The following is a 9650-nucleotide window of genomic DNA, read 5'->3' on the forward strand; positions in this document are numbered from 1 at the left end:
CAATGCAGAAGCGTAGCGTTCAACGGGGCCGCCCCCCTGGCACAACCACCTATAAAGCCGAGCCGGCACAGGCTTTCGGTCAAGCGGTGCGTGCCGCTCGTATGGGCCGAGGGATCGCTCAAGAAGAGCTTGCCTCTTTGGCCGGCATTGAGCGCTCGCACATGGGAAAAATCGAGCGTGGAGAGCATATGCCCACGCTGGCCCTGATACTGAAAGTAGCCACTGCGCTCAGGATAAGTTCTGCTGAACTGATGACTGCAACAGAGCGCAATATTGGTCTCGGCCCAGATTCTTGAGCGGATTTCCAGCGGGCAGCTTTGTTAGCCACCGAAATGGGTGCGTAGGCGAACGATAAATCGCTCCAGCGGAGCCGGCAGGCTGTCGTCACTAGGCCGAAGCAGGTAGGTCGTGATCACGGCTGAAGCCAGCGCCAACGGACGGATCACCACGTCCGGCCGTTGGCAGGATGCGATTCTGGTCTCCGTGGTGAAACCGACGCCGAAGCCTGCGCCGACAAGAGTGAGCATCATGTCCAGTGAGGACACATGCTCCACAACATTGGGCTCTTGTTCCAGCGACCGAAGAAGGCGTGCCAGTTCACGGCAATAGCCCTCGCATACGTGCGGATCACACAACACAAGTGGGTGACTCCCCAGTTCATGAAGAGGGACCTCCTTGTGGGCGAGCAGCTCGTGCCGCGCTGGCACTGCGATCACCAGCGGGTCATGCCACATGGGTTCGGCAACAATGCCCTCACCGACATCCGCCGTATGCGCGAACCCAATCGTGAAGTCGCCAGACCGCAGGCCACGCAAATTATCGGCCAAAGGCAGTTCGGATAGGCGGATTTCGATCTCCGGCTCCTCTACGCGGCAACGTGCGAGAAAGGCCGACAGCCGAGGATCGATTGCCCCGTCCGAGATAGCGATGCGGATGCTCCCTCGCAAGCCAGAACCGACGGCCTTGGCGTTCTCACGCGCCTGTTCCAAGATGGTGAATAGCCTGCGAACGTCCTGCAAGAATGTCGCGCCTGCTGAGGTCAGCACGGTTCCTCGGCGGTTCCGATCGAAAAGCAGAACACCCAAATCTTCCTCAAGCTCTTTGATGGCTCGAGACAAAGGGGGCTGTTCGATATGCAAGCGCTCGGCAGCCCGCGTGAAATGTAACTCCTCGGCCAGAACTAGAAAGCAACGTAAGTGTCGCAAGTCCATGTTGTGATCTACACGTTAGCGGATACGGTTCCAGCAAGTTTTCATCATGCCCAGACCTTCTCGAAGTGATGTGCCACCAAACGTAGGCGTACATGTCGGCTTGAATGCGCCTGTACGCGGTATTGCATGGAAGGTAAAATCAGTCAGTTGAGGCCGCTCGTGCGAGCTCGTATCCATACAACAATCCAGAGGCATCCATGCAACGACAGTATTGTATGGTAAGTTTGCATGGATTGGAACTAAAAAGGGGGCAAGATTTCACCCATGAACAACAATCCGCAGTTAGGTCGTAAGCTCAAGAAGGCGAACAAAGCCTGGATTCAGCCTTTCCAGGACGGGGCCGGGGCGCGCTACCAGCAGATAGCCCGCCAGATCGTTGATGCGGTACGAGATGGGGTGTTGCGCCCAGGAGATCGGCTGCCGCCGCAGCGCGACCTGGCGCAGACGATGGGTGTCGACCTAACAACGGTGACGCGCGCGTACACCGAAGTGCGTCATGCGGGGCTGCTCGATGCTCACGGCGCCGGCGGGTCTTACATCGCCAACTCGTTGGCTGAGAGGGATCAAACCGTCGACCTCGGTATGAACATCCCCCCTCTGTTGGGTAGCGATGCATTCGGACGGATGATACAGACGGGCATGGCGTACGCCCAGGAACAGCTCAGTGATGGCACCTTGATGAGCTATCACGTCGGTGCCGGCTCGAAGACCGATCGCGAGGCGGCGGCAACTTGGTTGGAACCAGTGTTGGGACGCATCAGCCCCGACAGAATCCTGGTGTGTCCGGGGGCTCAATCGGCGCTGAGTGCGATTCTGCTAGCCTATTCGCAGCCTGGCGACGTGATTGCCGCGGAGAACCTGACGTACCCAGGACTTTTAGCCGCAGGCCGTGTGCTACAACGAACCGTTGTCTCGGTGGCTGCAGATCACGAAGGCATGCGTCCCGACGACCTAGACAGGGTGTGTAAAACGCAGAGTCCAAGGTTCATTTACCTTGTTCCCACCATCCACAACCCAACCGCCACGACCATGTCCGTCGAACGGCGCGAGGCGATCTACGCGGTTGCCTCTCGATACGGGACTGCAGTCATCGAGGATGATCCGTACTGGCTCCTGGCAGGCGACGCACCGCCGCCGCTGGCAACGCTGGCGGGACGCTCCGCGAAGGTGGCGGTCTTCTATATCTCTACGCTTTCGAAATGTCTCGCGCCTGGCTTGCGAACCGCCTATGTCGTCATGCCCGAGGCAAGGCCCATGGAGCCGATGCTGGATGCGCTGCGCGCCATTACTTTGATGACCAGCCAGAGCATGGTTTTAATGACCACCAGTTGGGTTCGCAACGGTCAGGCGCGCGAGATGTTGCAGAAGATCAGGCGTGAGCTCGAGCAGCGCCAAAAGCTTGCCGCACGGATTCTGCCGGGCATCCTGCATGCGCACCCGCACGGGTTGCACCTCTGGCTAGCCTTGCCCGAGAAGCTCGCTCAGTACCGATTGATCCAGACCGCCCAAGAACAGGGACTGGGCGTAGCGAACTCCGATGCCTTCTGCGTACAAGAGCCGGCACCCAACGCCATTCGCCTTTCCCTTGGAGGCGCCAGCGACCAAGCAAGCTTGACGACTGCGCTGGAAAAGCTCTCTGAAATTCTTGGCTTTGCCGACGTAGCTACTGCAAGGTCTGTGATCGTCTAACGAACTGCTCGACCTCGGAAAAATATGCATAGGTGCCGGGAACAGTAGCGACATATTGACATATGCAGATATCGCGAATAGTATTGACTCGTAGCCCGCGCTAGAAACCTCAGGAGGTAGCCCTATGAAAGATTCCAGCGATACCCATCCGAATCACCTTCCCTGGCCGGTATTCGCAACGATATGCGCGTAGCCTACGAGCAAATTTTCGGCCCTGTTCAGTGCGTGATTCCTTTCAAGGATGAAGCAGAGGTCATCGCCATGGCCAACGACTCCGAGTACGGCCTAGCCGGTGCAGTCTGGACTCAAGACATCAACCGTGCGTTACGTTTGGCACGCGCGGTGGAAACCGGACGTATGTGGGTAAATACCTATCATGAGATCCCTGCCCATGCCCCTTTGGTGGCTATATGAAATCTGGCCTAGTACGGGAAACTCACAAGTCAATGCTGGAAGCCTACAGCCAGAAGAAGAATATCTACGTCAGCCTCAACGAAGCACCGCTAGGCTCTTCTGACCTCGTTGATCCATGTTCTTTGACTTATGACATCTATTAATTTAGATATGCAGGTAAATGAAGTGACACAATCAGAACTTTTCAAAACCACTCAGCTGGGCCCATACACCCTCAAGAACCGTATCGTTCTGCCGCCACTGACGCGTTCGCGCAGCTCCCAACCCGGCAATATTGCGAACGACCTGATGGCTACCTATTACCGTCAGCGCAGCGGTGCTGGCTTCATGGTGACCGAGGGCACACAGATTGAACCCCGAGGACAGGGTTATGCCTGGACACCCGGCATTCATAGCCCGGAACAGATACAAGGCTGGCGTAAGGTCACCGACGCTGTTCACGCCGAAGGAGGGGTGATCTTTGCTCAACTTTGGCATGTAGGCCGCGTGTCGCACACATCGCTGCAACCCGGTGGCGAAGCGCCCGTGGCGCCATCAGCCATCCGCGCGGACATCGTCAAGGTGTTCATCGAAACTGGCCCCGGCACGGGTACACTGGCCGACCCTTCGACCCCACGAGCCCTGTCCACCAAGGAGGTAAAGGAACTGGTTGAGCTGTACGCCCAAGCAGCCCGAAATGCTTTGGACGCAGGTTTTGACGGGGTGGAGCTTCACTGCGCGAATGGGTACCTGGTAAACCAGTTCATTTCGGCGCATACCAACCAGCGTGATGATGAATATGGCGGTTCGCTGCAGAACCGTCTTCGCTTCCTGCGCGAAATCACCCTCGCCGTTGCTGGTGTGGTCGGCAAGGAGCGCGTTGGCGTTCGCTTCGCCCCGCTGTTCGCGACCACAGACGAAGACCGCGTCTACCTCGGCCTGGTCGAAGAAGATCCTCACCAAACCTACATCGAGGCAGTGAAGATCCTCGAGGAAGTGGGCATTGCCTACCTGTCGCTCGCTGAAGCCGATTGGGAAAACGCACCCGAGCTGCCCGAGACGTTCCGGGAAGCTGTTCGTAAGACCTTCAGCGGCAAGATTCTCTATGCCGGCAAGTACACCGCTGAACGAGGAAATCGCGTGATAAAAGCTGGCTGGGCCGACCTGATCGCTTTTGGTCGCCCCTTCATTGCGAACCCCGACCTGCCCGCGCGTATCGCCAACAACTGGCCGCTTAACCCACTTGATCCAAGCAGCATGTACGGCGGTACCGATAAGGGCTACACCGACTACCCTACTTACACACCCTAAGCGCTCAGTGCCACGCCCCATAACTCAGGGGCGTGGCTCAGCGTTTGCTGACCGAGGAAGTTAAGCATGTACCAACCGAGCACGACTCCCTACCAAGAGCATAGGGGATTCAAACGGACCTTCAGGCAGGGTCATCTAAGCCTTGGGCTGTTCTTTCCCCTGGAGGCTTTCGAGGGTGACACACCGCGCATGCTGGATCAGGTCGCGCTGGCCAAACGTGCAGAGGCACTTGGTTTTTCGGCGCTCTGGTTTCGCGACGTGCCGCTCAGGGACCCAAGCTTCGGCGATGTCGGCCAGGTTTTCGACCCTTGGGTGTATCTGGGCTACATGGCAGCCCATACAACAAAAATCGCACTAGGCACCGCCTCCATCGCCCTTACTTTGCGTAATCCCTTGCACACGGCAAAGGCCGCAGCGAGCATTGATCAGTTAAGTGGAGGTCGCTTGCTCCTGGGAGTAGCCTCTGGCGATCGTCCCGTGGAGTTTCCCGCATTCAGCGTTGATCCAGAACAGCGCGGCGAGACCTTTCAAGAAAACCTCAATGTGATACGCCAAGCCCATCGAACACACTTCGAGCCCATTCGCTGGAGTCACGGTGAGTTACTGGGGGCCGATCTCGTTCCCAAACCTACGACTCGGGAAATACCGCTATTCGTAACCGGACATAGCCGCCAGTCGCTCGATTGGATCGCGCGTGAAAGCCATGGATGGATCAACTATCCACGTCCGCCAAAAATACAGCGACTCATCGTGGAAGATTGGCGACAGGAAACGGCTAAACAATGTGGCACTATCTACAAGCCGTTCTTGCAATCGCTGTATATCGACCTGGACGAACACCCATCCACGCCGCCCTCGCCTATCCATCTAGGATTTCGACTGGGACGTAACCATCTTCTGGCCTTGCTGGATACACTTCAGGAAATCGGTGTAGATCACGTCATCCTGAACCTCAAGTATGGTAAACGCCCCGCAGCAGAGGTTATCGAGGAACTTGGCAAACATATCGTCCCGCAATTCGGCGCACAGGTGTCCGATAGTCCTACCTGACAGGACAATAGGATTCCAGTCCAAGCCTGCCCATCACTGCGAAGGGCAGGCGCGGAGATCATGGTGAAGCCTTCCAATTTGCTGCGTGAATCAGGAAGATATCCAGATATCGGAAGAGTAGGTATAAAAAATTCATGACTATTGACGTCAACGAAGCCCTGAAAGCATTGGCGAACCCGATGCGCCTTACCATCCTCAATTGGCTCAAGGATCCCAGGACAGCCTTTCCCGGGCAGGAGGTCGACCCAGAAACGGTAGGCGTGTGCGTCAGTATCATCCAAGAGCGCACGGGCCTCTCGCAGTCAACGACATCGCTTTATCTCGCAGCTCTACAGCGCGCGCAATTGGTGACATCGCAGCGGATCGGCCCTTGGACCTACTACAAACGCCACGATGAGAATATCGATGCCTTCCTCAAGGCGCTGCAAGAAAGAATCTAGGTGTGCAGTCCCACGAAGTCATGGTGCATTCTTGAGCCCTCATCAGGAGGATGCGCTATGGCAACAGGTCTTCATGGCTCAGCCCGCACAACACCGCCCCGCGAGTTCGAGCCGAGCTCCAAGCGTCGCAAGAGTCGACGCGCGCCCTTGCCGCCCGCTACGGACTGAACGTCAAGACCGTAGCCAAGTGGGGTTCGCGCTCGACGACAACAGACAAACCCATGGGGCCTGCCAAACCATGTAGCGTCCGGCTCTCGGATGCTGAAGAAGCGATGGTGGTCGATTTCAGGCGCCGCACCCTGCTTCCCTTGGACGACCTGCTGGTGCATCTGCGTGAAACCCTCCCTCCTTTACGAATACCGGATAGCGTAGGAGTGATTGATTTTCATGCGTTAGAGAGGGCCTCGCTGCCCCCCGATGGCCACCCCAAACTGCTCCACTTATGGCCGGTCAAACTGCTCCAGACAGGACGGTCGGATGGTGACTATACGGGCGTGGCGGTGATGCGTGAGGCGGCCTCCTTCAAACGGTAGCTCTTTCCCTCGAACTCCAGCATCGCGCAGCGGTGCATGAGTCGGTCCAGGATGGTGGTGGCCATGGTGGCGTCGCCCAGGTATTTGCCCCAGTCCTGCACCACGCGGTTGGAGGTGATGACGATGGCGCGGCGCAACTTGTAGCGCTGGTGCACGATGGCCTGCAGCAACTCGGCACTCACATCGGCGATGCGCCGGGCCAGGAACAGATCGTCCAGCACCAGCAGGTCGGGCTCGATCCAGCTCTTGAGCTGTTCGGCCTGTTCTTGTGTGCTGGCCAGCCCGTAGTGGGCGAACTCGGTGTCGGCCTCCACGTAACGCACGTCGTATCCCTGCAGCGTGGCCTGGTAGGCCACGGCCTTGGCAACATGGCTCTTGCCGGTGCCGGGCTTGCCAATGATCAGCGCGTTGGCGCCCTCGCCGATGAACTTCAGGGTGTGCAACTCGAAGCAGGCGCTGCGCGGAAGCTTCGGATTGAAACGCCAGTCGAAGTCCGCCAGCGAGGGCCGCTCATCCAGACCCGAGCGCTTGAAGCGGCGCTCGGTCAAGCGAGAGCGGCGCCGGTCCAGTTCGTCCTGGAGCATAGCGGAGAAGGTCTCCAGGAAGGGCTGCTGGGCGGCATGAGCCTGCATCACACGGGTCGACAGGGTCTCGGCAATGCCAGACAGGCGCAGCTCGCGCAGGGCGCGTTCGATCTCGATCATGTTCATGGCTGGGCGCTCTCAAGGGATTGGGTGGCGGTGGCGGCGTGGGCAAAGAGATCGCCGTACTCGTCAGCGCTGCGAATGAGCGCGTGTTGTTGGGTGAGCGCTGGTGTCGGGGCGTCGGCCTCCAGGGCAGCCAAGGCATCGGCCACGAGCCGCTCGGTCAGCGCCTTGACGTGGCGGTAGCTGTGCACGCCTTGTTCCATGGCCGCCTCGCAGGCTGCGTCGATGAACCGGTGTGGGTAGCGCCGTGCCAGGTTGACGATGCCCCAGAGCTTGCGCTGACCCACCCGGCCTTCGATGGCAAACAGCATCTCGCACAGCCGTGCCGCCTGAGGGCCGATGGCCTGGGCCTGGCTGAGAATGAAACGGGTCTCACGCGAGGGGTTGAACACGCGCTCGGCCATGGGCAACACCACGGTGCCGGGCCGATCCACCCGGGCGTGGGTGCGCAGCAAGGCCTGGGTGCGCAAGTCCCGAATTTCGATGCGCCGCTCGAAGATCCGCACCAGCACCTTGGCGCCAATGGGTGCGGGGCGCGCGGCATAGCTGCTGTGCTCGATGCGCACACAGCTGTCGTCGCAGACCGTGCGCTGCACCTCGGTGAAGTACGACATGCCGGTGATCGGCAGCGGCTGCAGGTGTGCGCGCTCCTCCTCGAACATGGCCTGCACCTGGCGGCGTTCGGCACCGTGGATGCGAGACGCTGCCCACTTCACTTCCCAGTGTTCCAGGAAGGCGTTCTGCTCCTCGATGCTCTCGAAGCGCCGGCCCTTGAGCGCGGTGGCCTGGGTGTGGGCGATGGCGTGTTCTACCGTCCCTTTGCGATTGGGGTCTCGCACCCGAGCCGGGTCGGCCACCACCTCGTAGTGGGCCAGCGTGGCGGCATAGACCGGGTTGAGAGCGGGCTCGTACAGGTCGGGCTTCAAGACGCCTTCCTTGAGGTTGTCCAGCACGACATACCGGGCAGACCCACCGAAGTAGCGCCAGGCCTGCTCGTGCAGCTCGGCCCAGATCTGCTGGCCGGAATTCCAGACCACGCGGCGAAAGCTGCGCCGCGAGTAACGCAGCGTGGCCACGAACAGGCGGGGTTTGCGCCAGCGCTCGGTGCCGGGTACCCGGGTGGGCGCGCCCTCGCCGTAGTCGACCTGCATCTCTTCACCCGGGGCAAACGAGAGGCGATCGAACTGCTCGGGTTCCTTGTGGCGCAGTTGTGCCGCGAAGCGTTTGACGGAGTTGTACGCGCCATCGAAGCCGTGAAGGTCGACCAGGTCTTGGTAGATGGCGGTGGCGTTGCGGCCCAGGCGCAACTGGGCGTCGATGAAGGCGCGGTGGGGTTCGCACCTGGAGGTGGCCACCGGTGTTGCAACCGGCGTCAGGGTCGGTGGCCAGGGTGGAGCAGTTTGGATGGGAGAGTCGGTGGCCACCCCGGGGCAGTTTGCTGGGTCGGCGGCAAAGCGTTGCTGATACGAGCGGATGGTGTGGCGCGAGATGCCGGTGATGCGTTCGATCTCGCGTTGGGTGGCGCCGCCCTTGAGCAGCGTCCAGATGGTGGTTTGTAGATGTGGCTTCAAGACGTTCAACCTCGGGCTCCCTCGGGATAAGGGAGCGAAAGTAACGTCCTGCCGGGTCGGGACTCACGGCGCCCGACGCACCATGCTCAATGCGTCAGATCACCGCGGCCAGAGTGGAGCAGTTTGGGTGGCCATAAGTGGGGCAGTTTGGGTGGCCGCCGGGGTTGGCCAATGGCCGCTGCATCAAGTGCCTGACCGTCGCCGACGACTTCACCCACGAGTGCGTGGATATCGCGGTGGATCATGGCATCAGCGGTGCCTACGTGGTGCGCGTGCTGGAGCAGATCGCCTGCTTCCGCGGCTATCCCCGTGCCGTGCGCACGGACAATGGTCCGGAATTCACCAGCCGCGCCTTCATCACCTGGGCGCAGCAGCATGGCGTCGAACACATCCTGATCGAACCCGGCAAGCCCATGCAGAACGGCTACATCGAGAGCTTCAACGGCAAGTTCCGCGATGAATGCCTCAACGAGCACTGGTTCACATCGTTGGCCCAGGCTCGCGAGGTAATCGCCGATTGGCGGCGGGACTACAACGAGGTTCGTCCGCACAGTAGTTGTGGCCGCACCCCACCGGCGCTGTTCGCCGCCAACCATCGCGCACAAACCGACAACAACGCCCCCCGTGTCAGCATAGTTGTCGCATCGAATTTGGGTTCTCCACATGAATTTGACGACATACAGCCAGGCCTTCAAGGAAGAGGCAGTTCGCAAGACGTTGCAACGCAGTAGCGGGCGAACGATCT

General features: G+C 59.7%; 9 protein-coding genes and 2 pseudogenes. 8 read left to right on the plus strand and 3 right to left on the minus strand.

All coding sequences use genetic code 11. The features are described from left to right. The first annotated feature begins 2 nt into the window (after nucleotides 1–2). Complete coding sequence (locus OOZ48_RS10830) at nucleotides 3–296, plus strand: helix-turn-helix domain-containing protein (RefSeq protein ID WP_003460387.1); 294 nt, start codon at nucleotides 3–5, stop codon at nucleotides 294–296. Nucleotides 297–320: 24 nt separating this feature from the next. Here the strand turns inward: OOZ48_RS10830 and OOZ48_RS10835 are convergent, their stop codons facing one another. Beyond that, nucleotides 321–1211 (minus strand): LysR family transcriptional regulator, encoded by an 891-nt coding sequence (locus OOZ48_RS10835; RefSeq protein ID WP_269498167.1) that lies wholly within the window; start codon nucleotides 1209–1211, stop codon nucleotides 321–323. 264 nt (nucleotides 1212–1475) lie between these two features. Here OOZ48_RS10835 and OOZ48_RS10840 point away from each other — a divergent pair, with 264 nt between their 5' ends. The 6 genes and pseudogenes from OOZ48_RS10840 to OOZ48_RS10865 all read left to right on the plus strand — a co-directional run. Further along, the gene (locus OOZ48_RS10840) at nucleotides 1476–2900 is read left to right on the plus strand and encodes an aminotransferase-like domain-containing protein (RefSeq protein WP_269498169.1); all 1425 of its coding nucleotides are present in this window, start codon (nucleotides 1476–1478) and stop codon (nucleotides 2898–2900) included. Between the two features lie 183 nt (nucleotides 2901–3083). Continuing rightward, nucleotides 3084–3314, plus strand: coding sequence for an aldehyde dehydrogenase family protein (locus OOZ48_RS18545; RefSeq protein ID WP_066694822.1), 231 nt, complete (start codon nucleotides 3084–3086; stop codon nucleotides 3312–3314). 165 nt (nucleotides 3315–3479) lie between these two features. Next, on the plus strand, nucleotides 3480–4604 hold the full coding sequence (locus OOZ48_RS10850) for an alkene reductase (RefSeq protein ID WP_269498171.1): 1125 nt from the start codon (nucleotides 3480–3482) through the stop codon (nucleotides 4602–4604). A gap of 66 nt (nucleotides 4605–4670) precedes the next feature. After that, complete coding sequence (locus tag OOZ48_RS10855) at nucleotides 4671–5654, plus strand: LLM class oxidoreductase (protein WP_036993199.1); 984 nt, start codon at nucleotides 4671–4673, stop codon at nucleotides 5652–5654. A 134-nt stretch (nucleotides 5655–5788) separates the two neighbouring features. Further along, nucleotides 5789–6094: an ArsR/SmtB family transcription factor gene (locus tag OOZ48_RS10860; protein WP_036993197.1), complete on the plus strand. Its 306-nt coding sequence runs from the start codon at nucleotides 5789–5791 to the stop codon at nucleotides 6092–6094. Nucleotides 6095–6151: 57 nt separating this feature from the next. Further along, nucleotides 6152–6447: pseudogene (locus OOZ48_RS10865) on the plus strand (IS481 family transposase); the annotation flags it as partial. 131 nt (nucleotides 6448–6578) lie between these two features. Here OOZ48_RS10865 and istB read toward each other — a convergent pair. Both istB and istA read right to left on the minus strand, forming a co-directional pair. After that, a complete protein-coding gene (istB, locus tag OOZ48_RS10870) occupies nucleotides 6579–7337 on the minus strand; it encodes an IS21-like element helper ATPase IstB (RefSeq protein ID WP_269498175.1) in 759 nt (252 codons plus the stop codon). Beyond that, nucleotides 7334–8914, minus strand: coding sequence for an IS21 family transposase (gene istA, locus OOZ48_RS10875; RefSeq protein WP_269498176.1), 1581 nt, complete (start codon nucleotides 8912–8914; stop codon nucleotides 7334–7336). Before istA ends, istB begins: the two co-directional genes overlap by 4 nt. A 155-nt stretch (nucleotides 8915–9069) precedes the next feature. On the opposite strand from istA, the pseudogene OOZ48_RS10880 reads away from it, so the two are divergent. Beyond that, nucleotides 9070–9516 (plus strand): annotated as a pseudogene (locus OOZ48_RS10880) (integrase core domain-containing protein); the annotation flags it as partial. Between the last annotated feature and the right edge of the window lie 134 nt (nucleotides 9517–9650).

Source organism: Castellaniella sp. S9 (assembly GCF_027257175.1).
Taxonomy (GTDB): Bacteria; Pseudomonadota; Gammaproteobacteria; order Burkholderiales; family Burkholderiaceae_B; genus Castellaniella.